Source organism: Streptomyces sp. BK022, from assembly GCF_004217355.1.
GTDB lineage: Bacteria > Actinomycetota > Actinomycetes > Streptomycetales > Streptomycetaceae > Streptomyces > Streptomyces griseoluteus.
Genome location: NZ_SHKU01000007.1, coordinates 69,061 through 94,612 on the forward strand (window position 1 = coordinate 69,061; position 25,552 = coordinate 94,612).

Sequence of the window (25,552 nt, forward strand, 5' to 3'; positions counted from 1 at the left end):
AGGGCCCCCGGCGCGTGTGCACCGGGGGCCCTTCGTCGCGCCGGGGCGCTAGTCGTTGTTGCTGAAGATGGCGACCAGGCGCAGCATCTCCAGGTAGATCCAGACCAGGGACACGGTGAGCCCGAAGGCGGCGAGCCAGGACTCCTCGCGCGGGGCGCCGTAGGCGATGCCGTCCTCGATCTGCTTGAAGTCGAGCGTCAGGAAGAACGCGCCGAGGATGATGGCGATGACGCCGACGATCGCGCCCAGCGGGCCCATGCCGCGCAGACCGCCGTCCGGGGCGACCCCGAACGCGACCAGCAGCAGGTTGACCACCATGGCCAGCACGAACGCGAGGGCGATGGCCATGCCGATCCGGGCGTACCGGGCGGTGACGCGGATCCAGCCGGCCTTGTAGACCAGCAGGGTGGCGGCGGAGACCGCCATGGTGCCGAGCACCGCCTGGAAGGGGGCGCCGCTCCAGCGGCTGTTGTACATCTCGCTGATGACCCCGAGGAAGACACCCTCGAAGGCCGCGTATCCCAGGATCAGCGCGGGCGACGGCTTGCGCTTGAAGCTCTGCACCAGGCCCAGGACCATGGCGACGATCGCGGACCCGAAGGCCAGGCCGAAGCTGGTCGTGGAGACCGGCAGCAGGGCCCAGGCGAGCACCGCGCCGAGGACGACGACGCCCAGCGTGGTCGCCGAACGGACGATCACGTCGTCCATCGTCATTCGGCCGGCCGCGGGCGGCGCCTGCGGCGGGGCACCCTGGCCGACGGTGGTCTGCGCGTACGGGTTCTGCGCGTACGGGTTCTGGCCGTACGGGTTGCCCTGCGCGTACCCGGCCTGCGGTGCGGTGTCGAAGCCTGCGTAGCCGTTGTCGCGGCCGAACCCTCGGCGCGAGAAGACCGGGTTGCTGCTCCTCATTTCACTCCTCCATGGCTGCCGTGCGCAGCCTTGGCTCAAGAGTAATGGATTGGCAAAGGACCGTCAGTGCTCCTCAAGGAGGATCTTTCCTTCGCCGTGCTTGACCAACGCACCACGCGGGAGCCATGTTCCCGGCCCGGTCCTTTTATATGCGCAGGCCCACGCGGAAGAGGCCGGCCGCCGGTCCCCCGCGGGAGGCGCTCGCGGGAACCGGCGGCCGGCCGGGAGGGACGGTCAGGCCGGGGTCAGTGGCCCGGCCAGCCGTCCAGTCGGCGGTGCAGCGTCACGTCCGGCTTCTCGGTGCCCTTGGGCGCCTTGGCCACGGCCTCCTTCAGGACGCCGTTCACCTCGGCCGCGAGGGCGTCCACCCGCTTCTGCAGTTCGGTGGCGGGCAGCGTGGACCGGGTCAGCGCGTCCAGCCTGCGGTGGACGCCGGCCAGCCGGTGCCGGGCCCCCGCGTCCAGGGTGAGCGCGTGGGGTGTGGAGACGACGAACTGGTAGGCGCCGGCCAGGGTCTGGCAGCCGTCGCAGTACTTGTTGGCCGCGTCGCTGACGTTGACCGCCTTGAGGTGATGCGCGTCCCCGGCGACCGTGACGATCTGGAAGGACAGCGCGACCGAGCGGCAGTGGTCGTCCACCGAGCAGCCTGTGGAGACCGCGCGGGCCTGGTTGCGGACGGAGGTCGCGCTGACCTCGCCGAACTGGCGGATGGTGAAGGAGTCGCGGGCCTGGGTGTGGTGGAGCCGGTTGGCGCCGGTGAAGACGCTGTCCGACACCACCGCGGCCGACCGCGCGGGCCCGGTCGCGGCGTGCGCGGGAACGGCGGTGGCCACGCCCGCGGCACCGGCGGCGAGAAGGACGGTCCGGACGGCCCGCCCGTTGAACGGACTGCTGCGTGGTTTCCGGTGGCTGCTCATGGGTTCTCTCCCGAAGATGAAGGACGTGCTGGTGGAGGGCCCGGCACGCGCACGGACGCGGCCGGGCCGGGGGAGCCGCGACGGGTCAGGACGTGGACACCGGGGCCGGTGGATCGGTGGTGGGCGGCGGCGTCGTGGGCACGGTCGAGGCCGTCGGCGTGGCACTCTCCGACGGGACCGACGACGTCTCCGTGACCGGGGGCGGCGGCTGCTGCGGGGACGGGTCGCCGCCCGCGGCCGGGCCGCTGCCGCTCTCGCTCTGCCCGGGCCCGTCCTCGCCGCGCGTCGGCTTGTCCGGTGCCGTCGAGGAGGCGGCGGACGGCTGCGGCGCGGAGGCGGAGGCATCCGCCGAGGCCCCGGCGCCCGGGTCCCCCGGCTCGCCCTTGGCCGGCGCTCCCGGTGAGGCCGAGGGCTCGCCGGATGCCGCGCCCCGCCCGCCGGAGGTGCCCTCCGGACCGGCACCGGGCGTCGAGGCGTCCGGGGACGGCGGCGCCGTGGTGGGCACGCCCGGCTGGAGGATCGGCGCGATGGGCGGCTTCTTCGGCAGCGGCTGCGGGGTCACCCCGGAGGTCCAGGCGTAGGCGAGCCCGCCGAGCCCGGCGAGCAGCAGCCCGCACAACGCGACCCGCAGGGCGGGCCGCCCGGCCGTGGACCGTTTGGCGAGCCGGAACAGCCGGCCGCCGATCTTCACCGAGAGGTAGAGGACACCGGCCATCGGGAACAGCAGCATCAGCGTGCCGAGCACCCCGACGAGGCCGGGCAGCACGTCCCCCGCCGCGAAGGCCGACCCCGTGCCGGTGACCTGCTCGGTGAGCGAGCGGATCATCGTGCTGATGATCCGGGGCAGGTTCCACAGCCCGTAGCCCAGCTCGCCGATGATCAGCGGCACCATGGTCAGCACCCAGGTGGCGACGATGGTGCGCGCGGACTTCTTCAGCCCCGCGACCTCCAGGCGGGCCGGCTGCCCCCGCTTCCCCGGCACCAGGGAGAGCAGGATCGGCCTGATCTTGCCGTACAGGTCCGGGACGCCCGCGAGGTCGCCCAGGATGTAGTAGCCGTCCAGGCGGACGGCGGGCATGAGCTGTTCCAGGATCTCGAAGTGGCCGAGGTAGACCGCGGCCAGGAAGAACTGCTCCCCGGTGGCGAAGTAGGCGCCGGCCATGGCCAGCATGAAGACGACGTTGAAGTACACCCCGCCGAAGTCGGTGCGGATGCGCCCGGCCTTGTTGATCCGGTACACGTCGGTGACGTCGGTGTACATCGACGGCCAGATCAGGAAGAGCCCGCAGCCGATACAGCCGGGTCTCGCGCCGCCGTACCGGCACGCGGAGGCGTGCCCGAACTCGTGGAAGACGAGCGAGGCCACGGTGAGCACGAAGACCAGCAGGATGAGCACCGGCTGGTCCAGCACCTCCAGCACCGGCTCGATCGCGCCGAAGAAGCCGAACAGCCAGACGTCCATGACGACGGCCGCCAGCAGCACCGCCGCGACCACCACCGGCCGGTGCAGCCAGGCCAGCGACCTGGCGATCCGGGCGGTGCGCCGCTCGTCGAAGATGACCCGGTGGCCCTTGAGGGCGAGCAGCAGATCGGAGCGCGGGGCGTCGACCTCGTCGCTCTCCTGACCCTCCGGGACCGTCACGCCCAGCGGGTCGAGCTTGTTCTCCACGAGGTAGCGGATGTTCTCCCCGCTGACCTCGCGGCCGAAGCGGGCGCTGACCCGGTGGGCGATCGTGTCGTCGTCGCGGACCCCGTCGACGGACGACGCCACCAGGTACAGCAGGCGTGAGAGCTGCACGACCTGCCCGTCCCCCCGACGGGCGATGTACTTGGGCTCGGTGAAGCCCGATCCCTGGTACTCACCGTGCAGCCGCAGCCCCGCGCTCAGCCGCGGGACGGGCCGGGCCGGCACCCCGGCTGCCGGCAGGCTGCCGGTCGCCACCTGCTCGTACGTCACCGGCCAGCCACCGGGTCCGGGCAGCGGTCCGGTGTCGTACAGCGTCGTCGTGCCGTTCCCCAGCACCGTCATCCGTGGTCTCCCCCCACATCGATGCCGCCGCACCGCCGCGCTTCCCCCCGGCATGGCCGCGGGGGCGGACCGCCCCGCACTGCGGGCGCGGTCCGCCCCCGTGGCCGCCGTCGCGGCGGTGGTGCTACTGCTTGACGCTGATCGTCTGTCCGGCCTGCGACTGGGCGTCCGACCACAGCGAGTGGTCGTTGAGCGCGGCGGACTGGTTGGCGGCCTCGATGTTGGCCACGTGCTTGGTGACGTTGACCGTCTTGTTGAAGCTGAACTTCAGCTTGCCCAGGGCCTCGCGGCCCGGCAGCAGCTCCGCGGACTCGGCGTCCAGGTCGCGCATGTCCATGCTCATGATGGTGTTCCCCTCTTGTCCTGCTTGACGTGCTTGCTGTTTCCCGACGGTCCGGACTACTGGCTGACGCTGATGGCCTGCGAGGCGCCGGAGCTGGCGACGGACCACGCCGAGTGGTCGTTGAGCGCGGCCGACTGGTTGGCGGCCTCGATGTTGGCGACGTGCTTGGTGACGTTCACCGTCTTGCCGAAGCTGAACTTCAGCTTGCCGAGGGCCTCGCGGCCGGGCAGCAGTTCGGCGGACTCGGCCTCGAGCTCGTGGGCGTCCATCATGATGTTTCCCCCTCGGGAAATGGGCATTTCCGGTCGGACCGAGTCAGGTTCCCCCCGGACTCTGTCCAACTTGGTCGGACGAGCTGTCCAACGAGATTGGACACTAGGCCCTCGCGGCGGCAGCCCGCAACCCTTTTGGGTAATCACCCTTTCGGCGGTCCAGCTACTCGCCCGTAGACTCCCTCCCGACAGGGACGTGCGGCCGAGCGGCGAGCAGGACGAGCAGGAAGTGACCAACGGTGGCCAACGCACTGCAGCAGTTGATCCGCGAGCGCCTGGACCGCGAGGGCTGGTCCTACGGCGAAGTGGCGCGACGCGGCGGCGTCCCCCGCTCCACCGTCCACCACCTGGCCACCACCGAGCGCGTGGTCCGCATGCCGCAGGCCGGCACCCTGGAGGGGCTGGCCAAGGGGCTCGAACTCCCGCTGGACACCGTCCGCCGGGCGGCCGCCGAGGCGTGCGGCATCCATGTGTACGGCAGCCCGGCAGGCGAGGACGGCACCCCGGCCGCGCCCCGCTCCGGTGACCCCGAGGTGGACCTGCTGATCGCCAGCGTGCAGCGGCTGTCGTCCGACGACCGCAGACATGTCACCGCGCTGGTGGAGTCGCTGCTCGGCCGGGCGGCGGAGCCGGAGCAGCGCGACTGAGCCGCGTACCGGGGCGCGTCGCGGAGTGTCCGGGCGGCGCCCTCGTCCGGCCGCGCTTCCGTCAACTCGGAAAAAGAAAGCAAGTCCACCCGAACGGGCCGAGATCCCCCGCTAGTCTCTCGTCCTGCCCGAGGAGCGAGAGCCGCACGACCACGGGCCCTTGGGGGGAACGTGTTGTTGGTGCATGGCGGCCCGGCCACCGCGGTGGTCCGGGGCCCGGACGGCGAGTCCGTCGTCCTCCTGTCCGGCGAACTCCCCGAGGTCCTCACCGACCAGGCGGTCCATGAGCTCCTCGACCTCGCCGCGGCCATCCTGGACACCGCCGAACTGGCCCTCTTTCGCACCTGCCTGGCCACCCTGCGCGCGAACGGCATGCGAGCGGGCCGCAGCATCGAGATCGACGGCGCGGTACTGACGGTGTACGAGGGCTGAGCGCGGCCCGCCGGCCGGCACAGGGGGAATCGCACGCGGAGAGGTGTTCGAGCGGTGCGTGCGCCGGCCTGCTTCGGCCAAGCCCCCTGGAAGGGAATGTGCCCGGAGCCGGACTCGAACCGGCACGCCCGCGAAGGGGCAGCGAGGTTTAAGCTCGCCGTGTCTGCATTCCACCATCCGGGCAGGCCGTGGGCTCCGCATTCGAGATCCAGAGCCTATCGGGAGGGCTCACTCGGACAGCGGAAAGTACGGACCGACGTTGTCTTATTTTATTGATGTCTGAGGGTGCATCAGACCACGGAACGCGTCATCCGCACTTGCCAACAGCCTGCCGGGACACCCGAGCACCCGTACGCGGAATGACGGAATTTCACCTACCGAACAAGGGCGGTCCCCCTGTTCCTGGTGGTACGCCCCCTCAGGGGCCCCCTCAGGGTCGGCCGTCCTCCCCAGGTATGACACGGAGCGGCTCCGTCCGACCGGAGTCGCGGTAGGGAACGGGAACAGCGGCTGACCGAACGGCCGCCGGGTACGGGGACCATGGGAACAGACCCCGAGACCCGTCCGACAGGAGCACCACCCCGTGACCACCACACCCACCACCGGCAGGACCACCGCCGTGGCCGCGCGCGCCGCGGAGCTGTCGAAGATCTACGGACAGGGTGAGACCCGAGTGGTCGCCCTGGACCGGGTCTCCGTCGACTTCCGGCAGGCCGAGTTCACCGCGATCATGGGCCCCTCGGGCTCCGGCAAGTCCACGCTGATGCACTGCGTGGCCGGGCTGGACTCCTTCTCCTCCGGCTCGGTGCGCATCGGCGAGACCGAGCTGGGGTCGCTGAAGGACAAGCAGCTCACGCGGCTGCGCCGGGACAAGATCGGGTTCATCTTCCAGGCGTTCAACCTGCTCCCCACGCTCACCGCGCTGGAGAACATCACGCTGCCGATGGACATCGCGGGCCGCAAGCCCGACAAGGAGTGGCTGGACCGGGTCATCGGGATGGTGGGCCTGTCCGGACGCCTGTCGCACCGCCCCTCCCAGCTCTCCGGCGGCCAGCAGCAGCGCGTCGCCGTGGCCCGCGCCCTCGCCTCCAGGCCGGAGATCATCTTCGGTGACGAACCGACCGGAAACCTGGACTCCCGCTCCGGCGCCGAGGTGCTGGGCTTCCTGCGCAACTCCGTGCGCGAGCTGGGCCAGACGGTGGTCATGGTGACCCACGACCCGGTCGCCGCCGCCTACGCGGACCGGGTGGTCTTCCTCGCCGACGGCCGCGTCGTGGACGAGATCCAGGACCCGACGGCCGACTCGGTCCTCGACCTGATGAAGCGCTTCGACGCGAAGGGCCGTACGAGCTGATGTTCCGCACCGCGCTGCGCAACGTCCTCGCGCACAAGGCCCGGCTGATGATGACGGTGCTCGCCGTCATGCTCGGCGTCGCCTTCGTGTCCGGGACGCTGGTCTTCACCAACACCCTCTCCCGCGCCTTCGAGAACAGCTCCGCCCAGGGCTTCGACGGCGTCGACGTGGCCGTACGGGCCAAGCACCAGGCGGCCGGCGGCGACCGGGTCGGCTCCACCCCGGACCTGACCCCGGACCTGCTCGCCAAGGCCGAGAAGGTGCCCGGCGCCGCCTTGGCCACCGGTGTGGTCAGCGGCTTCACCGCGCTGGCCGACAAGCACGGCAAGCTGGTCGGCGACGGCTGGCAGTCCATGGGCGGCAACTACTGGGGCACCAAGGACCCCCGGTACACGCTCGTCTCCGGCCACGCCCCGCACGGTCAGGGCGAGCTGCTGATCGACTCCGAGACCGCCCGCCGCACCGGCTACGGCGTCGGTGACACCGTCCGCCTCTCGGTCGACGGCCCGGTCCTCACCCCGCGCGTCGCCGGCGTCTTCACCACCGACGACGGCAACGTGGCCGCGGGCGGCAGCCTCACCCTCTTCGACACGCCCACCGCGCAGACCCTGCTCGGCAAGAAGGGCACGTACGACGAGATCGACGTGACCGCCGCACCCGGCACCAGCCAGAGCGCCCTGAAGGCCGCGCTGGACAAGGCGCTCCCGGCCGGCCAGGTCAGCACCACCACGGGTGAGAAGCTCGCCGCCGACCAGGCCGAGCAGATCTCCGCGTCGATGAGCGGTCTGCGCCAGGCGCTGCTGGTGTTCGCGGGCATCGCCCTGTTCGTCGGCACGTTCATCATCGCCAACACCTTCACCATGCTGGTCGCCCAGCGCACCAAGGAACTCGCCCTGCTGCGCGCGGTCGGCGCCTCGCGCGGCCAGGTGACCCGCTCGGTGCTCACCGAGGCGCTCGCGGTCGGCACGGTCGCGGGCGTGGCGGGACTCGCCGCCGGTGTCGGTATTGGCGCCGGACTGCGCGCCCTGCTGAACTCCTTCGGCGCGAGCATGCCGGACGGGCCCCTCGTGGTCACGCCGGGCACGGTCGTCGCCGCGCTCGCCGTCGGCATCGTCATCACCGTGCTCGCCGCCTGGCTGCCCGGCCGCCGGGCCGCGAAGATCCCGCCGGTCGCGGCGATGAGCAGCGTGCACGCGACCGCCACCACCCGCTCGCTGGTGGTGCGCAACACCATCGGCATCCTGTTCGCGGCGGCCGGCGCGGCCGTGGTGTTCGCGGCCACCACCATGGACACCGACCAGGGCCAGGGCGCGATGGGCCTCGGCGCGGTCCTGCTCATCATCGGCGTGTTCGTGCTGACCCCGCTGCTGTCCCGCCCGCTGATCGCGGCCGCCGCCCCGCTGCTGCGCCTGTTCGGCGTCTCGGGCCGCCTGGCCCGGCAGAACGCGGTGCGCAACCCGCGCCGTACGGCGGCCACCGCGTCCGCGCTGATGATCGGCCTGACCCTGATCACCGGCATGACGGTGATGGCGGGCAGTCTGCAGAAGTCGATCGACAAGATGGCCGCGTCCTCGATCCGCGCGGACTACGTCGTCTCGATGGCCAACCACACCCCGCTCTCCCCCCGTGTGGCCACCAGGCTGGCCGCCACCGACGGGGTCGCCGCCTCGAGCCCGCTGCGCAACGGCGCCTCCCGCATCGGCGGCGAGACCGAGTTCCTGACCGGTGTCACCGGTTCGGCGATCGGGGAGCTGACCGACCTGAAGGTGAGGCAGGGCACGTTCGACGTGTCCGGCACCCGGATCGTGGTGGACGCCGACCGGGCGAAGGAGCGGGGCTGGAAGGCCGGTTCGAAGCTCACCGCGCACTTCGAGGACGGCAAGCGGGCCACGCTGACCGTCGCCGGGGTGTACGAGGGCAACGAGATGATCCAGGGCATCATGATCGACGACAAGGTGCTCACCCCGCACCTGCGCGCCCCGGCCGACATGCAGGTCCTGGTCCGCACGGCGGACGGCGCCTCGGACGCGACCAAGGACCGGCTGGCCAAGGCCCTCGGCTCCAACCCGGCGATCCAGGTGCAGGACAAGCAGGACATCACCGACGGCATCGCCAAGGTCTTCACGCTGATGCTGAACCTGGTCTACGGGCTGCTCGGCATGGCCGTGGTGGTCGCGGTGCTCGGTGTCGTCAACACGCTGGCCATGTCGGTGTTCGAGCGCTCCCAGGAGATCGGGATGCTGCGCGCGATCGGCCTGGAGCGCGGGTCGGTGAAGCGGATGGTCCGGCTGGAGTCCCTGGTGATCTCGCTGTTCGGCGGGGTGCTGGGCATCGGGCTCGGCGTGTTCTTCGGCTGGGCGGCCGGTGAGCTGCTGGGTACGAAGATGGCGACGTACGAGCTGGTGCTGCCCTGGTCCCGGCTGGTGCTGTTCCTGCTGCTGGCGGCGCTGGTGGGCGTGCTGGCGGCGCTGTGGCCGGCCCGGCGCGCGGCCCGGCTGAACGTGCTCGGCGCGATCAAGGCCGAGTAGCGCTCATGCGCTCGCGGGGCCCCGTTCCGGGTTCGGAACGGGGCCCCGCTGTCGTTCGTCAGGCGTTCCAGGTGCGGGTGCGCGCCGGGAGGCCCGAGGTGCCGGTCTCCGGGGTGCGGACGGCGAGGACCTGGTTGACACCGATCTGGTTGCGCTCGAAGGCCAGCGCGGAGGCGGCCATGTAGAGCCGCCACACGCGGGCGCGGCCGAACCCGGCGAGCCGGGTGGCGCGGGCCCAGTCGCCCTCCAGGTTGGTCACCCAGGCGCGCAGGGTGCGGGCGTAGTGCTCGCGCAGCGACTCCACGTCCCGCACCTCGAACCCGGCGCGCTCCAGCAGGGTGACGGTGGTGCCCAGCGGCGCGAGTTCGCCGTCGGGGAAGACGTAGGAGTCGATGAAGGCGTCCACCTCGTAGGCGGTCTCGTCCTGCTGGGGGCGGCGGGCGATCTGGTGGTTGAGGAGGCGTCCGCCGGGCCTGAGCAGGCCGTGGAGGTCGCGGGCGTACTCCAGGTAGCGTTCGGCGCCGACGTGCTCGGCCATGCCGATGGAGGAGATCGCGTCGTAGGGGCCGTCGCGGACGTCGCGGTAGTCCTGGACGCGGATCTCGACGCGGTCGGTGAGGCCCTCGTCGGCGACGCGCTTGCGGGCGAAGGCGGCCTGTTCCTGGGAGAGGGTGACGCCGACGACGCTCACCCCGTGCTCGCGGGCGGCGTGCACGGCCATCGAGCCCCAGCCGCAGCCGACGTCCAGCAGCCGCTGACCGGGCTTCAGGCCGAGTTTGCGGCAGACCAGTTCGAGCTTGTCCCGCTGGGCGGTCTCCAGAGAGCCGTCGTCCTCCCAGTAGGCGCAGGAGTACACCATGGACGGGCCGAGGACGAGGGAGTAGAAGTCGTTGCCCACGTCGTAGTGGTGGCTGATGGCCCGCTTGTCGGTGCGGCGGGTGTGCAGGTGGCGCCGCCGGCGGACCTCCTCGCGCGGCGGGGCGGGCGGCAGCGGCGGCCCGACCAGCCGGATCAGGTCGCGGACGGCGGCCCGCGCGGCGGGGTCGCGCACCGTGTCGGCGAGGGAGCGGCCGCCGCCCTCGTCGTCGTGCTCCCAGAGCAGGCCGGCCATGGCGCCGAGAGCGGTGTACAGATCGCCCTCGATGTCCAGGTCTCCGGCCACCCAGGCGCGGGCCATGCCCAGTTCGCCCGGCTTGAACAGCATGCGGCGCAGGGCGCGCCGGTTGCGTACGACGATCACGGGAGCCCCCGGCGGACCGGCCTGGGAGCCGTCCCAGGCGCGTACCCGCACCGGGAGGGGAGCTCCCAGCAGTTGTTCGGCGACACTCACCAAGCGCGACGCGGCGTCGGCCATGACGCACACCTCCAAGACGACGATCCCGGATGTCCGTTACCACGTAAACGCCGCGCCCTACCCGGCGCAGTCCCGCATTGGGGTTACGACAGGGCAAAACAGGGGGCGCGGCCGGGAACGCCGAAGGACCTCCCGCACCACGGATGGCGGAAGGTCCTTCGGGTCGAGCTGTGTGCGGGTGGAGCCGGGGGAACTGACCGGAGGTCAGCTCGCCTTGGCCTTCTCCTCGGTCTTCGGCGCGGCGGCGACCGGGGCGGGCTTGGCGGCCTCGTAGAACTCCTCGCGCGGGTGCTCCATGGCGCCGAGGGCGACGACCTCGCGCTTGAGGAACATGCCGAGGGTCCAGTCCGCGAAGACGCGGATCTTGCGGTTGAAGGTCGGCATGGCCAGACCGTGGTAACCGCGGTGCATGTACCAGGCGAGACGGCCCTTGAGCTTGATCTTCATCTTGCCCATGACGATCATCGCCACGCCCTTGTGCAGGCCGAGACCCGCGACGGCGCCCTTGTTGGCGTGCTCGTAGTCCTTCTGCGGGAAGCCCCGCATGCCGGAGACCACGTTGTCGCCGAGCACCTTGGCCTGGCGCAGCGCGTGCTGGGCGTTCGGCGGGCACCACGCGTTCTCGTTGCCCGCCTTGCGGCCGACGAGGTCGGGCACCTGGGCGTTGTCGCCCGCGGCCCAGATGTAGTCGGTGCCGGTGACCTGGAGGGTCGGCTGGCAGTCGACGTGGCCGCGCGGGCCGAGGGGCAGGCCGAAGCGGGTGAGGGCCGGGTTGGGCTTGACGCCCGCGGTCCAGACGATCGTGTCGGAGTCGACCTCGAGGCCGTTCTTCAGCACGACGTGGCCGTCGACGCAGGAGTCCATCGAGGTGGAGAGGTAGATCTCCACACCGCGGCTCTCCAGGTGCTCCTTGCCGTACTGGCCGAGCTTGGGGCCGACCTCGGGGAGGATCTTGTCGGCGGCGTCGACCAGGACGAAGCGCATGTCCTCGCGGGACACGTTCTTGTAGTACTTGGCGGCGTCGCGGGCCATGTCCTCGACCTCGCCGATGGTCTCCGCGCCCGCGAAGCCACCGCCGATGAAGACGAAGGTGAGCGCCTTGCGGCGGATCTCCTCGTCGGTCGTGGAGTCGGCCTTGTCGAGCTGCTCCAGGACGTGGTTGCGCAGGCCGATGGCCTCCTCGATGCCCTTCATGCCGATGCCCTGCTCGGCGAGGCCGGGAATCGGGAAGGTGCGCGAGACCGCGCCCATGGCGATGACCAGGTAGTCGAACGGCAGCTCGTACGCCTCGCCCACGAGGGGGGCGATCGTGGCGACCTTGCGGTCCTGGTCGATGGTGGTGACCCGGCCGGTGAGGACCTCCGCCTTCGGCAGCACGCGTCGCAGCGGTACGACGACGTGGCGAGGGGAGATGTTGCCGGCGGCGGTTTCGGGGAGGAAGGGCTGGTAGGTCATGTACGACCGGGGGTCGACGACCGTGACGGTCGCCTCTCCGAAGCGCATCTTCTTGAGGATGCGCCGAGCTGCGTACAGGCCTACGTACCCACCGCCTACTACGAGGATCCTGGGACGCTCCGTGGTGCTCATGCCATCGAGTATCCACCCGGCCCAGGGGGGTAGCTCGTGCGCCCCTTCACAAGCTTGCAGAGGGGATATGTTATCCTCCGCCGCTCGCGTGACGCAGGTCATGTTCACAAGGGGGAACCCCACGTGATCCCGACCCGTTGTCAATGCCGCTTGAGCTGGCTTTCCGGCCTCTTCGACCCCTCCCCGGACACCCCGCGCAGGCACCCCGGACACCCCCGCGAAACCGTGCCGCAATACGGTCGTGATCATGCTCCAGGGGCCGTCCGGACCCCGAACGGGCCAATGCGGACCCCTGCGTCCCCCACGAGGGCCGATTTCCTTGTGAAGAACTTCACGAAGGTTGTGGCGAGCACCCCGCGAAGCGGCGTGTCAGCCGCCCCGCGGAGGCGCTCATACGTCGTCCCGGCTGCTCAGCCGCACGCTACTGGACGGTAACAAGCCGTCCCGGTACGGGCGTCGGCAGGGGTCGCGCGGATCAGGCGATGGACCACGCGATGCCGTCGAGGATGTCGTGCTCGCTGACGACGACCTCCTCGGCACCGGTGCGCTCCATGATCGAGAGCAGCACGAGGGCCCCCGCCCCGATCACGTCCACCCGGCCGGGGTGCATGCAGGGGATCTCCGCGCGCTCGGCGTGCGAGGAACTGAGCAGCCACTCGGTGATCTGGCGGACACGGGCCCGCGAGATCCGGGAGTGGTGGATGCGCGCGGAGTCGTACTCCGGCAGCTCCAGCGCGATGGCGGCCACCGTGGTGACCGAGCCCGCGAGCCCGACCAGGGTGCGCGCCTCGTCCAGCGGCACGGTCTCGGCGGCCAGGTCCAGCGCGGCCGCGATGTCGGTCCTCATGGCCGCGACCTGCTCGTGCGCCGGCGGGTCGGTGACCTTGCCGTCGTGCACCAGGTGCCGCTCGGTCAGCCGCACGCAGCCGATGTCCACCGACCGCGCGGCGGCCACGTGGTCGTCGCCGACGACGAACTCGGTGGAGCCGCCGCCGATGTCCACCACCAGGTACGGCTTCTCCAGGTGGTCGCTGCCGGACAGCTCCCTGGTCGCCCCGGTGAAGGAGAACTCGGCCTCCTGGTCACCGGTGATGACCTCCGGCTCCACACCCAGGATGTCCATGACCCCGCGGGTGAACTCGTCCCGGTTCTCCGCGTCGCGCGAGGCGGAGGTGGCGACGAACCGCACCCTCGTCGCGCCGAGTTCGCGGATGACCTCGGCGTACTCCCGGCAGGCGGCGAAGGTGCGCTCCAGCGCCTCGGGGGCGAGACGGCCGGTGCGGTCGACGCCCTGGCCGAGCCGGACGATCGTCATCCGGCGGTCCAGGTCGGTCAGTTCACCCGTCTCGGGAGAGACGTCGGCGACCAGCAGGCGGATGGAGTTGGTACCGCAGTCCACGGCGGCCACACGGGTCATCGCTGCTCCTCCGCACCGGATCCGGCCTCCGCCACGCAGGCGCCGGGCACCACGCAGGGGCCCTTCGCCCACCACTCGGGCAGCATGGCGATGGCCTCGTCGCCCAGCGGGTTCACGCCCGGTCCGGCGGCCAGCGAGTGGGCCACCAGGACGTGCAGGCACTTCACCCGGTCGGGCATGCCGCCCGCGCTGGGGAAGCCCGCCAGCACCTCGATCTCGTCCCGGCGCCGGATGTAGTCCTCGTGCGCCGCCCGGTAGGCCGCGGCCAGCTCCGGATCGGTCTGCAGCCGCTCGGTCATCTCCTTCATCACGCCGTTCGCCTCCAGCGTGCCGATGGCCGAGGCGGCGCGGGGGCACGTCAGGTAGTACGTCGTCGGGAAGGGCGTGCCGTCGGGCAGCCGGGGCGCCGTCTCCACGACGTCCGGCTGGCCGCAGGGGCAGCGGTGGGCGATGGCCCGCAGGCCGCGCGGCGGGCGGCCGAGCTGGAGCTCGAAGGCGGCGATGTCCGCCTCGGTGGGCTCGGTGCGCGGGGTGTGGGGCGGGGGCGTTTCCATGACTGCTTCCGTAAGTGGCTTGTCTTCGGTCACCGGCGGGTGCCGGTCACTGGTCGGAGGCGTCGGACTTGTCGACGCCGTCCCAGACGTTGGCGTACCAGGGGCGGTGAGCGGCACCGCGGTCGGTGCGGGACTGCTGGGCGGCGCCCGGGTCGATCACGACGTACCCGGTCTCGCCGGGCATCACATAGTGCAGCCTGCGCCGGATCTGCTGTTCGGCGTAGGCGTCGTCCTGCCAGCGGGCCTTGACGTCCCTGAGCTGCTCGACCCGGGCGCGGGCCTGTTCCTGGCGGTGCTTCAGGTCCGCGATCTCGGCGCGCTGGGAGACGTACTGCCGCATCGGGTAGGCGAGCGCCACGATCATCGAGCACAGCACCAGGGCCAGCAGGGCGGCGCGGCCGGTGAGGCGGGAGCGGCGGGCCTGCCGTTTGGTCTGGGAGCGGTAGACGCGGGCCGCCGTCTGCTCACCGAGCAGCCGCAGCCTGGTCGTGGTGGAGAAACGGTCCCGGTCCCTCGCGGCCATCTGGCTCTCCGCCTCCACTGTGCCTGTGCGCCTTCGGCTCTGCGCCGCGCGCGGTGCTCATACGCGCGTACGTCCCCGGACACGGTACGGGACCGGGTCCGGGGACGTACGTACGACGGGCGGAGCCGGCTCGCGCCGACCCGCCGGGGTCAGCCCTTGAAGCGCGGGAAGGCGCTGCGGCCGGCGTAGACCGCGGCGTCGTCGAGGATCTCCTCGATGCGCAGGAGCTGGTTGTACTTGGCGACGCGCTCGGAGCGGGCCGGGGCACCGGTCTTGATCTGGCCGCAGTTGGTGGCGACGGCCAGGTCGGCGATGGTGACGTCCTCGGTCTCGCCGGAGCGGTGGGACATCATGCACTTGTAGCCGTTGCGCTGGGCCATCTCGACGGCGTCCAGGGTCTCGGTCAGCGAGCCGATCTGGTTGACCTTGACCAGCAGGGCGTTGGCGACGCCCTCCTCGATGCCGCGGGCGAGGCGCTCGGGGTTGGTGACGAACAGGTCGTCGCCGACGATCTGCACCTTGTCGCCGATGCGGTCGGTGAGGACCTTCCAGCCCGCCCAGTCGTCCTCGAACAGCGGGTCCTCGATGGAGACGAGCGGGTAGGCCGCGACGAGCTCCTCGTAGTACTCCGTCATCTCGGCGGCGGAGCGCTCCTTGCCCTCGAAGAGGTACTTGCCGTCCTTGTAGAACTCGGACGCGGCGACGTCGAGGGCGAGGGCGATCTGCTCGCCGGGGGCGTAGCCGGCCTCCTTGATGGCCTCGAGGATGAGGTCGAGGGCCTCACGGTTGGAGCCGAGGTTCGGCGCGAAGCCGCCCTCGTCGCCGAGACCGGTGGCGAGGCCCTTGCTCTTCAGGACCTTCTTGAGGGTGTGGTAGACCTCGGTGCCCCAGCGCAGGGCCTCGGAGAAGGACTCCGCGCCGATCGGGGCGATCATGAACTCCTGGATGTCCACGTTGGAGTCGGCGTGCGAGCCGCCGTTCAGGATGTTCATCATCGGCACCGGGAGCAGGTGCGCGTTGGGGCCGCCCAGGTAGCGGAAGAGCGGCAGGTCGCTGGCCTCGGAGGCGGCGTGCGCCACGGCGAGGGAGACGCCGAGGATGGCGTTGGCGCCGAGCGAGCCCTTGTTGTCGGTGGCGTCCAGGTCGAACATGGCCTGGTCGATCAGGCGCTGCTCGGTGGCGTCGTAGCCGACCAGCTCCGGGCCGATCTGCTCGATGACGGCGAGGACGGCCTTCTCGACACCCTTGCCCTGGTAGCGGTTCGGGTCACCGTCGCGCAGCTCGATGGCCTCGAAGGCACCGGTGGAGGCGCCGGACGGGACGGCGGCACGACCCGTGCTGCCGTCGTCGAGGCCGACCTCGACCTCGACCGTGGGGTTGCCTCGGGAGTCCAGGATTTCCCGGGCTACGACGACGTCGATGGACGGCACGAGCATCTCCTTCATGGATGTGACGCGATGAGTGCGGGGCGTGCGCCGGATGGCATGCCTTGCCTCTAGAGCCTAACCGTCCTGGGGCCGTCGGCCGTCGACCGACCGCCTCGTGGACGGGGTGGGACAGGGAGACGGTACCCATTGTTCCCGTCCGGAACAAAGGGTTCTGGGCAAAGCTTCCGGACGCGCGGGCCGGTGCGCCGGGCGGGCCGGCCGCACCACGCGCACCGCCCCGGCGCGCGGGGGGAACGCGCACCGGGGCGGGGGGTCCATCAGGGGACCGGAAGCTCGGGGGCCGGACGGTTCGGGGGCCGGGCCGCCGAGCGGGTCGCGGTTACTTCAGGTGGAGCATCTGGCCGGGGAAGATGAAGTCGGCCTTCTCGACGATGTCCTTGTTCAGGTCGAACAGCTTCTTCCAGCCGCCCTCGACCTTGTGCTTGGCGGCGATGGAGCTGAGCGTGTCGCCCTTGACCACCTTGTACTCGCCGTCGCCCTTCTTGACCTTGCCACCGGTCGGCGTGGTGACGGTCTTGCTCGCGTCCGGACGCTCGGTGGAGCGGGAGGCGGCCTGGTCGTCGGCGGCGCGGCCGGAGGTGTCGGCCGCGGCCTTGTCCTCCGTCTTGGTGTCCGTGGACGGAGCCGGGCTCGCCGGGGCGGCGGAACCGCTGTACGGCGTGCTGGACAGACCCGTGCCGCAGACCGGCCAGGCGCCCTTGCCCTGGGCGGAGAGCACCTTCTCGGCGACGGTGATCTGCTGTTCCTTGCTCGCCTTGTCGGCGGTGGCGGCGTACTGCGTGCCGCCGTACGCGGCCCAGGTGGAGGCGGAGAACTGGAGCCCGCCGTAGTAACCGTTGCCGGTGTTGATGGACCAGTTGCCGCCCGACTCGCACTGGGCGACGGCGTCCCACTCGGAACCGGTGGCGGCGGAGGCGCTGCCCGACGCCATCACCGGGCCCGCGACGGCCGCGCCGGCGACACCGGCGAGCGCGAGGACACGGACGGTCTTGGACGGGCGACGGCGCTTGCCCTTGCTGGAAAGCAGCATGGATCGATCCCCTCACCGACGCCTGCGAGGTGAGCTGTCGGGTTCGGGCCGGTTGAGTTGCCCGGCCACCCCTCCCCGGTACTTCTGGAAGGCGTGGCTCCACCCCAAGCCCGTCCCGGTGTCGGACACCGGTTCGGGCACCTACCTTGGGTCCCCCGCTCCTGCCTACGGCGCTTTACGCGACGGTTGTCCCCGACGGCCGCTGGCAGGATTCGGCGTTGCGGCCACGGGGGCTCGTGGTGACGAGCGGTCCCGACCGTAGACATGCCGCGCGGCGAAATTCAAAGACGATCAGGTCTTCTGAGAGTCATCCCACACTTTCGCCAAATAGGACATATAAGAAGATAGCGGGGCGTCAAATGCCGCTATTCGGAGTCCTATTCGCCCGGCACCCGCAGGGTCCGGCCCGGGTCGACATGGTTCGGGTCGGCGCCGATGGCCTGCTTGTTCGCGGCGTAGAGGGCCTCCCAGCCGCCGTCCACACCAAGGGAGTCGGCGATGGAGCCGAGGGTGTCCCCGTCGCGGACGGTGTAGGTGCCCGCAGAGGCGGTGGCGTGGCGGCCCGTGCCGGCTGTGTGCTGACCTTCCGTCACGTTCTCGTCGGCGCTGCCGCCGCGGTGACGGCCGCCGCCGAGGTCGCCGGTGTCGACGAGGCTCCAGGAGCCGCCGTCCTCCCACGACTCGTCGTCCTCCGCCGCGGGGGCGCCGGAGGCCGAACCGCCGTCCTTGTACCCGTGACCGGCGGCCGGGGGCGTGGACGCGTCGGAGCGGGCGGCTCCGGTGTCCTTCCCGGCGTCGCCGGCGGTGTCCTTCTCGCCGGCGCCCGAGGACGGCTTGCCGGTCTCCTTGGCGGAGGAGTCGGACGAGCCGGACGACGGGGAGGAATCACCCAGTCCGGGCGAGTCGGAAGCATCGGACGAAGCGTCCGCCTCCGGGGTCTCGCTCGACTTGCCGGCGTCCTTGCCCGGGGCGCCCTGACCGGCGGACGGGGTCTCGCTCACACCCGTGTCGACGTCCACCGAGCCGGAGTTGGAGGTCAGCCCGGAGACCAGGGCGCAGGTGGCCCAGTGGGTGGTGCCCTGGTCGGCCAGGATCTTCTCGGCCACCGAGATCTGCTGCGAGCGGCTGGCCTGGTCGGCGCTGGCCGCGTACTGCGTGCCGCCGTACTTGTCCCAGTCGTCCTGGGATATCTGGAGGCCGCCGTAATAGCCGTTGCCGGTGTCGGCGCTCCAGGAGCCACCGCTCTCGCACTCGGCGACCCTGTCCCAGGTGGTGCCGTCGGCCGCGTTGGCGCTCGCCGCCCCGAGGAGCGGGATGGCGATGGCGGACGTGGTCACGCCGGCCGCGACGAGGAGCGCCGGAGCCTGGCGGGGGCGACGGTGCCTACCGTTCCCGGAGAGCATGCGGTTGCCTTTCGTGCGACAGCAGTACGGCGTGGCGAGTGGTGCTCGGCGCCACACTGATGGGTGAACGTAGCGTCAGACGAACACTTGTCACAAGTTCATGCCGCAGAGATCACGTGAAGATCACATAGTTGAACGTCCGTCATATGTGCTTTCACGACTGGGACCGACCGGTGTGAACTTCACCGGCAGTGTGCGCAGTCCCCGCATGATCAGCCCGCCGCGCCAGCGGAGTTCGGCCGGATCGGCCGCCAGGGCGAGGTCCGGCAGCCGGGTGAGCAGGGTGGCCAGCGCGGTCTGCCCCTCCAGCCGGGCGAGCGGCGCGCCCACGCAGTAGTGGATGCCGTGTCCGTATCCCAGGTGCTGGTTGTCGCGGCGGCCGAGATCGAGCAGGTCCGGATCGGCGAACCGCTCCGGGTCGCGGTCCGCCGCCGCGAGGACCACCAGCACCGGGTCCCCGGCGGCGATGTCCTGGCCGCCGATGGTGAGCGGCTCGGTGGCGTAACGCCAGGTCGCCAGCTCCACCGGCCCGTCGTAGCGCAGCAGTTCCTCGACCCCGGTCTGGAGCAGGCCGGTCTCCCCCGCCGCCAGCGAGAGTTCGAGCCTGCGGCGCTCCCCCGGGTGGGTGAGCAGCGCGTAGGTGCCGTTGCCGATGAGGTTGACGGTGGTCTCGAAGCCCGCGAAGAGCAGGATGAAGGCCATGGCGGCGGCCTCGTTCTCGGTGAGGTGCTCGCCGTGGTCGGAGGCCCGGATGAGCGCCGAGATGAGGTCCTCGCCGGGGGCGGGCTCGGCGGGGAGCGCCTGGCGCTTGCGGTGGATGAGCTCCGCGAGGTAGGCCCGCATCTTCTTGACCGAACGCGCCACCCCGCCCCTCGGTCCGCAGCCGTGCCGGATCATCATCCCCGCCCAGTCCCGGAAGTCGTCCTGGTCCTCGCGCGGGACGCCGAGCAGGTCGCAGATGGCGTAGATGGGGAGCGGGAAGGCGAACTCGTGGATGAGGTCGGCCGAGCCCTTCTCGGCGAACCGGTCGATGAGGTCGTCCGTCAGCTCCTGCACCCGGCCCGCGAACTCGGCGACCCGGCGCGGGGTGAACGCCTTGCTGACCAGCCGGCGCAGCCGGGTGTGATCCGGCGGGTCGATGTTCAGCAGGTGGGTCATCAGGTCGGCCTTGCGCTCACCGGGGATACCGGTCTTCCCCTTGGCCTCGGCGGTCTCGGCGTGGTGCGCCGGGTTCTTGCTGAGCCGCTGGTCGGCCAGGGCCTGCTTGGCGTCGGCGTACCGGGTGACCAGCCACGCGTCCACCCCGCTGGGCAGCTTGGTCCAGCGCACGGGAGCGTGCTCCCTGAGCCAGGCGTAGGCGGGATAGGGGTCGGCGGCGAACTCCCAGGTGAAGAGGTCCGGGGCGGGAGCCCCGGCCGGGGCCTTGGCGGGGGCTCCGGAGGTGGGGTCGTCGGGGGTGGGCTGGTGCGGCTGGGTCACTCCCCGACGGTATCCGGCGGGCGGGGGTGGGGGCGGGTCGGCTCCTTTCGCCCGGGTCCGCCGGGGGCCGGCGCCGTGCTGGTGGGGGACCCGCGCCGGTACGGGGCCGCCCGCCGGGCTAGGCGGTGCCGTGGTCCGGGGTGGTCACGCCCTCGGCGGTGCGTATCGCGTCCCGGTAGGCGCGGGCGGCCGCTCTCAGGGCCGCTTCCGGGTCGACGCCCGCCTGCTCGGCGCGGGCGGCGAGCTCCAGCAGCTCGTATCCGATGCCGTCGCCCTGGGGCAGCGGGACGTCCAGGCCGGCGGTGCGGACGCGGGAGGCCAGCTTGGCGGCGAGGGCGAGGCCGGGCTGTCCGAGGGGGACGCCCTCGGTGACGGAGCTGCGCTGCTTCTCCTCGGCCTTCGTGCGCAGCCAGTGCGCCTTGACGTCCTCGGGAGTCTCCGCCTCCTCCTCCCCGAAGACATGCGGGTGACGGTGGATCAGCTTGGCGACGATGCCCCCGGCGACGTCGTCGACGGAGAAGGGGGCGTTCGGGTCCTCCTCGGCGATGCGGGAGTGGAAGACGACCTGGAGCAGCACATCGCCCAGTTCCTCGCGCAGCTCCTCGCGGTCGCCCGCCTCGATGGCCTCGACCAGTTCGTACGCCTCCTCGATGCCGTACTTGGCCAGGCCCTCGTGGGTCTGCCGGGAGGACCAGGGGCATTCGGCACGGATGCGGTCCATGACCTGGACGAGGTCGAGGAGGCGGGCGCCGGGCAGGTCGTAGGAGGCGGGGAGCAGCTCCAGTTCGGGCATCCGGACCCGGCCGGACCCGGCGAGCCGGGCGAGGCCGTCGGTGAGGGCGGGCTCTCCCTCACCGGTGGCGACGACCACCACCGTGCGGTCGCCCGCGCAGGCGTCGACCAGTTCCTCGGCGGTGGGCGACGCCTCCGCCACCGCTATCCCGGCCTCGCGCAGATACGGCACCTGCGGGTGCGCGCCGTCCGCGCAGAGCACGGCGTCGGCGGAGCGCAGCGCCTGCCAGGCGGGCCAGGACAGCAGGCCGGGGGCGACACGGTGGCTGGTGGTGAGCAGGACGATGCGGCCAGGGGCGGATGCGGAGCTGTTTGCGTTCACGATCCGAACGTAACCCAGGACGAGGAAGGGCGGGCCGGGTTGTCCACAGGGGTGGAGGAGTCCTGTGATCGTATGACCGACGCGCCGCGCGAGGCCGGGAACCAGCAGGTCACCAGCCCCGCACCGGAGGTACCGCGCTCAGGCGCTCTGGGCCGCCGAGGCGTCCCGCAGCCAGGGCGTGCGGGCGTCGACCCGGCTGCTCTTGGCCACGTCCCAGGCGCCGTAGCGGGGGTTCACATCGATGTGGAGTTCCTTGGACGCCTTGGCAAGGGCGTTCCAGAACGGGGGCTGGCTGGTGTCGGTGCCGAGCTTGGCGGCGAGCTTCTGCGCCTCGATCTGGAGACCGAGGTTGGCGTCGAGCCGCTCCGGGGCGATGCCGTACTTCTGGAGCCAGGCCGACTGGAGCTGCTCGGCCCCGCCCGCCTGCTTCTGCAGGTCGGCGTGCATCCGCTGGATCTCCTTGCGGGTGACCGTGACGCCCTGGTCGCGCGCGGCCCGGTGCAGTACCCGGTCGAGCACCATGTTGTGCAGGGTGTCGCGGGTGAGGCTGCCGGTGGAGGCGAGGACCTGCTGGTACTGGGCCTGGTCGGTCACCTCGGCCCGCTGCGCCGCACGTACCTCGTTCACCCGGCCCTCCAACTGCGCCACGGTGATCCGCTGCCCGCCGACGACGGCCGCGGCGCCCGGATGCGCGTCGCTACCGCAGGCGGTCAGGAGCGGGGCCGCGGCGGCGATCGCGGCGGTGAGGACCAGCGTGGTGCGACGGCGGCGGAGCAAGGGGAACCTCCTGAGGAGATTGTGCGACGGTGCACAAAGTCTTGCGGTGATCGATGTTAGGCAGCCGTACTGCTCCGGCCAACCCATTGGACCAACGATTCACCACGAGTTCGGGCACCGACGCGTCACTCTGCCGGGGACGCTCACCCCTTGCGCGGCCGCCGCAGCATGCCCACGGCCGGCCAGCCCACGCCCGCCACCGCGGCCCACAGGACACACGTGAGGACCGCGTACTCGCCCGCGCCGGTCTCCGGATCGCCCGCTCCCCCGACTGTCCAGGCCAGCGCCACGAAGGCGAGCAGCGCGGCGAGCGACAGCAGCAGGAAGACGCCGATCCGCTGCCCCCAGGTGCGCCGGGCGGGCGCGCTCGCCGCGGGCGCGGGCCCGCTCGCCGCGGCCGCCGTCCGAGGGCGCGGCGCCGCCGGTTGCGGGCGGGGCGGCAGGTGCACGACCGCCTGCGGCGGCAGGGCGGCGTCCAGGGCGGCCATCGTGTGGGCGTCGACGCCGTACAGGCCCGGCTCCACCTCGACGGTCAGACCGTCCGTGCCGACCAGCCGCCTGCCGCCGTCGGGCCAGCTCAGCACGGCGGCGCAGGCGCGGTAGTGGACGGTGACGGCCCGCTCGGAGGCGTCCGTCGACCGCCCGGTCAGGCTCACGCCGTCGGCGCCCACGACCAGCACCGTGTCGCTCCCGTCGCGGGCGGCGAAGCGCCGTCCGGTGACCGCGTACGGGGAGTCGACGGGCGCGGGGGTGTACCCGGCCCAGTCGGCGCGGTGGCCGCCGGGCACCTGGAGCAGGGCGGTGCCCGCCGCTTCCACGGCCACCCGGTGCAGATCGGCGGGGGTGACCGCGCTCAGTTCGGCGCGCAGTTCCCCGGCCGTGCGCAGCTGGCGCCCGGCGAGCAGGTCCTCCGCCAGGCCGGGCAGCCTGCGGGCCGCCGTGTCGGGGGCGGCCAGGGCACCGTCGACGCGGCCGCGCACCGCGTCGAGGTCGGCCTGGGCGATCCGGCCCGCCTGGAATCCGGCGAGCACGTCGACGAAGCCGCCGAGCACCGCGTCCTGCTTGGCGGGCAGGCTGTCCGCGAACGCGGTGACGAGGGCGTAGCCGTCCCGGCGCGAGGTGAAGTCGCTCGCGGCCGTGTACGAGTAGCCGCCCTCCTGCCGCAGGGCGCGGGTCAGTTCGCGCTCCAGCACAGCCGAGTACAGCCAGGCGGCGGCGGTGTCGGCGACCACGGCGTCCAGCAGCACTCCGCCCGTGCCGTCCGAGAAGTACGCGGGGGTGACGGGGAGGGCCGAGGTGACCGAGGGCATCGCACGCCGGTCGCCCGCGGGGAGCTTGAGGGAGAGGCCGGCCGGGATGTGCTCACCGGCGATCCAGAGCACCGCGTTGTCGGTCGTGAACCAGCTCTGCGCCCACTGCCACACGTCCTGCGCGTTCGCGTTGCGCACCCCCCACTCGGGGTAGCTGACCAGCCCGTATCCCTGGGCTCCGTACCGCCACAGCGGGAGCAGGCCCGGGTCGCGGCGGGACTCCTCGGTGCGCAGGATCTCCTTCTCCGTCTCCAGCCGGTCCATGGGCAGGTCGGTCAGGGAGGCGCAGACACCGGTGAGGTAGGCGGCGATCTCGTGCTCGGCGCCCTCCGCGTGGAAGTGGGTGAACGCGGCCTTCGTCGCGCCGTTGTAGTGGTAGTCCGCGACGCCCTGGCGGTACAGCGCGAGGTGCTCGACGAGGTGGGTGAGCCCCGCCCGGCCGAGGGTCTCGTCGGCGATGCCGACCCGGAAGACGAGCCCGGCGCGCATCGGGCCGGCCGCCTGGACGAAGAGCGTGGGTATGCCGTCGACCCGGGTGTGGTGGACGGCTGCGTGCGGGTTCATCCTCGGCCTCTGTTCGGCATGGTGGTCATCCTCGGGCGAGCGCCGCGTCGCGGTGCTTGACGTACGCCTCGGCGGGCTTCCCGAGGTAGCTCCAGGGGAATTCGGACGCCAGGTTGCCGAGAGCGCGGAAGTGGTGGGCGGCCCGGGCGGTGTCCCCCATCAGGGAGAACAGGGCGGCGTACGTGCCCTCCACACCGACCCAGCCGTGACCGCGCGCGAAGCCGGGGTGGGCCACCGAACGCCCGGCGCTCTCGACCAGTTCGGCGTGGACGTGGGGCTGGCGCAGGTACGCGGTGCGCTCCCGGCCGGCGTCGAGCTCCAGCCAGTGCTCGAGGTGGACCTCGGCCACCAGGCCCGCGTTCAGGGCGCCTTCGGGGGCGGCGAGCATGCACTCGCGGGCGAAGCCGTGCGCGTCCTCCCAGGTGCCGCTCCACTTGGGGCACAACTGCTGGAGCAGCCGGGCCTGGCCGGTGAAGTGGTTCGGATGGTGCTTGGCCAACTGCTGGTAGCGGCGCCGCGCCTCGTTCTGGCCGAGTTGCAGCCCCCGCGCGGTGTCGAGCCGCGCGGCCCAGGCCGCGTCGTCGGACGGGTCGAGGGCGGTGGCGCGTATGAGGTACTGCTCGGCGGTCCGCAGATGCGCGTGGAAGGCGGCGAACTGCTTCCGGCTGACGTGCTCGGCGCGGGCCGCGGTGCGTACCGCCCAACCGATCTCGATCTCCCGGGCACCGAGCAGCGTCAGGCCCAGTACGTCGTCCGGGACCGACTCGACCCGCGCGCGCAGGGCGTGTTCGACACCGTCCACCTCGCTGACGATCCGGACGGGGAACGCCCGGTCGGTGCCGTGCGGCAGCCCGTGGAAGTACCGCCACAGCGCTTCCAGGTCGCCCGCGGCGGCGGCCTGCCGGAGCCGGGCGACCTCGGGGAAGGCGGACGCGACCTCGAAGTCGGGGGGCGGCAGGGCAGATCCGGAAGCGAACGACATGCGGCGGATACTAGGTGAGACCAGTGACAACCCCGCCCACGGGGCGCCTTCCGGAACTTCCGTACAACCATCGGCGCCCGGCGCGGGTCTCCTTGGAGCCCGTTTCCCCAGCAGCGCTTCCCCGGAGTCCGAGATGTCCCTCAACGCCCGCCGCAACCGGCAACTGCTCGAAGCCACCGCCCCCTTGCTCCTCGAGGGTGAGCGGGTGGAGTTCACCTCGCTGGCCGCGGTCGGCTCGGTGTCGGTGCGCAGGCAGGCGCTCACCGCGGCGGTGGTCGGTGTGCTGAGCGCCGGCACGGTGATGGCCGCGATCACCCCCCGCCCGCTCTACCTGGCGCTCACCGACCAGCGCCTGCTCTTCTTCGACGGCAACCAGGGCCGCAAGCCGGGCAGGCTGGTGCTGAACCTGCCTCGCCGCTACCTCTCCGCGGGCAACTCCAGGAAGGTGTTCCTGGGCCTGCAGTTCGCCACCGTCCTCTCGCTGGCCGGCGAGGAGCAGGGGCTGAAGGTGACGTTCCCGGTCCAGCACAAGTCGGACGGGCCGCGCTTCGTCTCGGCGCTGCCCGTGACGCGCTGAGC

At 71.8% G+C, this 25,552-nt stretch carries 23 protein-coding genes, 1 tRNA gene and 1 riboswitch; of the genes, 5 read left to right on the forward strand and 19 right to left on the reverse strand.

Going from position 1 to position 25,552, the window contains the following annotated elements; genetic code table 11:
- Positions 1–48: 48 nt before the first annotated feature.
- From EV284_RS26865 to EV284_RS26885, 5 genes are all read right to left on the reverse strand, one after another.
- Positions 49–909, reverse strand: coding sequence for a Bax inhibitor-1/YccA family protein (locus EV284_RS26865; protein WP_130338584.1), 861 nt, complete (start codon positions 907–909; stop codon positions 49–51).
- A gap of 245 nt (positions 910–1,154) precedes the next feature.
- The gene (locus EV284_RS26870; RefSeq protein ID WP_130338586.1) at positions 1,155–1,826 is read right to left on the reverse strand and encodes a hypothetical protein; all 672 of its coding nucleotides are present in this window, start codon (positions 1,824–1,826) and stop codon (positions 1,155–1,157) included.
- Between the two features lie 85 nt (positions 1,827–1,911).
- Entirely contained in the window at positions 1,912–3,855 is a 1,944-nt protein-coding gene (locus tag EV284_RS26875) for a hypothetical protein (protein ID WP_130338588.1), read from the reverse strand.
- Positions 3,856–3,979: 124 nt separating this feature from the next.
- Positions 3,980–4,198, reverse strand: a complete 219-nt coding sequence (locus tag EV284_RS26880; protein ID WP_030814261.1) for a hypothetical protein — start codon at positions 4,196–4,198, stop codon at positions 3,980–3,982.
- Between the two features lie 56 nt (positions 4,199–4,254).
- Positions 4,255–4,470, reverse strand: a complete 216-nt coding sequence (locus EV284_RS26885) for a hypothetical protein (RefSeq protein ID WP_030814257.1) — start codon at positions 4,468–4,470, stop codon at positions 4,255–4,257.
- 239 nt (positions 4,471–4,709) lie between these two features.
- Between EV284_RS26885 and EV284_RS26890 the strand changes: the two genes are divergently transcribed.
- The gene (locus tag EV284_RS26890; RefSeq protein ID WP_130338590.1) at positions 4,710–5,117 is read left to right on the forward strand and encodes a helix-turn-helix transcriptional regulator; all 408 of its coding nucleotides are present in this window, start codon (positions 4,710–4,712) and stop codon (positions 5,115–5,117) included.
- A 171-nt stretch (positions 5,118–5,288) separates the two neighbouring features.
- Positions 5,289–5,549, forward strand: coding sequence for a hypothetical protein (locus EV284_RS26895; protein ID WP_242625838.1), 261 nt, complete (start codon positions 5,289–5,291; stop codon positions 5,547–5,549).
- Positions 5,550–5,648: 99 nt separating this feature from the next.
- Here EV284_RS26895 and EV284_RS26900 read toward each other — a convergent pair.
- Positions 5,649–5,732: transfer RNA gene (locus EV284_RS26900), tRNA-Leu, on the reverse strand.
- A 400-nt stretch (positions 5,733–6,132) separates the two neighbouring features.
- Here EV284_RS26900 and EV284_RS26905 point away from each other — a divergent pair.
- Together EV284_RS26905 and EV284_RS26910 are read left to right on the forward strand one after the other, a co-directional pair.
- Positions 6,133–6,903, forward strand: a complete 771-nt coding sequence (locus tag EV284_RS26905) for an ABC transporter ATP-binding protein (protein ID WP_130338592.1) — start codon at positions 6,133–6,135, stop codon at positions 6,901–6,903.
- Positions 6,903–9,431, forward strand: coding sequence for an ABC transporter permease (locus EV284_RS26910; RefSeq protein WP_130338594.1), 2,529 nt, complete (start codon positions 6,903–6,905; stop codon positions 9,429–9,431). Before EV284_RS26905 ends, EV284_RS26910 begins: the two co-directional genes overlap by 1 nt.
- A 58-nt stretch (positions 9,432–9,489) precedes the next feature.
- On the opposite strand, the gene EV284_RS26915 is transcribed toward EV284_RS26910, so the two are convergent.
- The 13 genes from EV284_RS26915 to EV284_RS26975 form a co-directional block, all read right to left on the reverse strand.
- Positions 9,490–10,785, reverse strand: coding sequence for a cyclopropane-fatty-acyl-phospholipid synthase family protein (locus EV284_RS26915; RefSeq protein WP_130338596.1), 1,296 nt, complete (start codon positions 10,783–10,785; stop codon positions 9,490–9,492).
- Positions 10,786–10,989: 204 nt separating this feature from the next.
- A complete protein-coding gene (locus EV284_RS26920; RefSeq protein ID WP_078858577.1) occupies positions 10,990–12,372 on the reverse strand; it encodes an NAD(P)/FAD-dependent oxidoreductase in 1,383 nt (460 codons plus the stop codon).
- 475 nt (positions 12,373–12,847) lie between these two features.
- The gene (locus tag EV284_RS26925; protein ID WP_130338598.1) at positions 12,848–13,789 is read right to left on the reverse strand and encodes a Ppx/GppA phosphatase family protein; all 942 of its coding nucleotides are present in this window, start codon (positions 13,787–13,789) and stop codon (positions 12,848–12,850) included.
- Entirely contained in the window at positions 13,786–14,343 is a 558-nt protein-coding gene (locus EV284_RS26930) for a DUF501 domain-containing protein (protein ID WP_130338600.1), read from the reverse strand. Before EV284_RS26930 ends, EV284_RS26925 begins: the two co-directional genes overlap by 4 nt.
- A 46-nt stretch (positions 14,344–14,389) precedes the next feature.
- Entirely contained in the window at positions 14,390–14,866 is a 477-nt protein-coding gene (locus EV284_RS26935) for a septum formation initiator family protein (RefSeq protein WP_130338602.1), read from the reverse strand.
- 149 nt (positions 14,867–15,015) lie between these two features.
- Complete coding sequence (gene eno, locus EV284_RS26940; protein WP_130339306.1) at positions 15,016–16,302, reverse strand: phosphopyruvate hydratase; 1,287 nt, start codon at positions 16,300–16,302, stop codon at positions 15,016–15,018.
- Between the two features lie 331 nt (positions 16,303–16,633).
- Positions 16,634–17,344, reverse strand: a complete 711-nt coding sequence (locus tag EV284_RS26945) for a transglycosylase family protein (RefSeq protein ID WP_130338604.1) — start codon at positions 17,342–17,344, stop codon at positions 16,634–16,636.
- A gap of 4 nt (positions 17,345–17,348) precedes the next feature.
- A riboswitch (cyclic di-AMP (ydaO/yuaA leader) is annotated at positions 17,349–17,527 on the reverse strand.
- A gap of 194 nt (positions 17,528–17,721) precedes the next feature.
- Positions 17,722–18,747 carry a transglycosylase family protein gene (locus tag EV284_RS26950; protein WP_130338606.1) on the reverse strand — a complete coding sequence of 342 codons (1,026 nt, stop codon included), beginning with the start codon at positions 18,745–18,747 and terminating at the stop codon, positions 17,722–17,724.
- A 123-nt stretch (positions 18,748–18,870) separates the two neighbouring features.
- Positions 18,871–20,226, reverse strand: a complete 1,356-nt coding sequence (locus tag EV284_RS26955; RefSeq protein WP_242625839.1) for a cytochrome P450 — start codon at positions 20,224–20,226, stop codon at positions 18,871–18,873.
- A 118-nt stretch (positions 20,227–20,344) separates the two neighbouring features.
- Positions 20,345–21,340 (reverse strand): nucleoside triphosphate pyrophosphohydrolase, encoded by a 996-nt coding sequence (locus tag EV284_RS26960; RefSeq protein WP_130338608.1) that lies wholly within the window; start codon positions 21,338–21,340, stop codon positions 20,345–20,347.
- 138 nt (positions 21,341–21,478) lie between these two features.
- The gene (locus EV284_RS26965; protein ID WP_165425660.1) at positions 21,479–22,117 is read right to left on the reverse strand and encodes a SurA N-terminal domain-containing protein; all 639 of its coding nucleotides are present in this window, start codon (positions 22,115–22,117) and stop codon (positions 21,479–21,481) included.
- Between the two features lie 143 nt (positions 22,118–22,260).
- Positions 22,261–23,991, reverse strand: coding sequence for an insulinase family protein (locus tag EV284_RS26970; protein WP_130338612.1), 1,731 nt, complete (start codon positions 23,989–23,991; stop codon positions 22,261–22,263).
- 25 nt (positions 23,992–24,016) lie between these two features.
- Positions 24,017–24,973: a hypothetical protein gene (locus EV284_RS26975; RefSeq protein ID WP_130338614.1), complete on the reverse strand. Its 957-nt coding sequence runs from the start codon at positions 24,971–24,973 to the stop codon at positions 24,017–24,019.
- 133 nt (positions 24,974–25,106) lie between these two features.
- Between EV284_RS26975 and EV284_RS26980 the strand changes: the two genes are divergently transcribed.
- Positions 25,107–25,550: a hypothetical protein gene (locus EV284_RS26980; RefSeq protein WP_130338616.1), complete on the forward strand. Its 444-nt coding sequence runs from the start codon at positions 25,107–25,109 to the stop codon at positions 25,548–25,550.
- Positions 25,551–25,552 lie beyond the last annotated feature (2 nt).